Origin of the sequence: Burkholderia sp. GbtcB21, assembly GCF_019091065.1 — a bacterium.
Taxonomy (GTDB): domain Bacteria; phylum Pseudomonadota; class Gammaproteobacteria; order Burkholderiales; family Burkholderiaceae; genus Burkholderia; species Burkholderia pyrrocinia_C.
This window is the reverse complement of sequence record NZ_JAGXKA010000191.1, coordinates 1-290: the sequence shown is the minus strand read 5'-3', so window position 1 is coordinate 290 and position 290 is coordinate 1. Positions and strand designations below refer to the sequence as shown.

Annotated in this window: 1 pseudogene; it reads right to left on the bottom strand. The window is 65.2% G+C overall.

Annotation, left to right across the window (positions count from 1 at the left end):
• Window positions 1–290: pseudogene (locus KVT39_RS36790) on the bottom strand (IS21 family transposase); the annotation flags it as partial.

Sequence of the window (290 nt, the reverse complement as noted above, 5' to 3'; positions counted from 1 at the left end):
TCCCCAGAGATAGCGGCTGTGCCCAAGCACGATCGAGAACAGCCAGATCGAACGCCGCTGGCCGGGCGCGTCATCGAACTCGACATTGAAGTGCGCGAAATCCACTTGAGCCTGATGACCGGCAGGCGTCTCAAAGCGCACCTCGAAGCCGCGTTGGCGCGGCGGACGGACTTCCCGAACCAGGTCGCCCAGCGCCGTGCGGCCGCCGGTATCCCCCATGGCCCGGATCTCGCGCAGCAGACGTTCGACGCTCAGGTCGGGAAACTCGCGTACACGTTCGGTGACGTAGT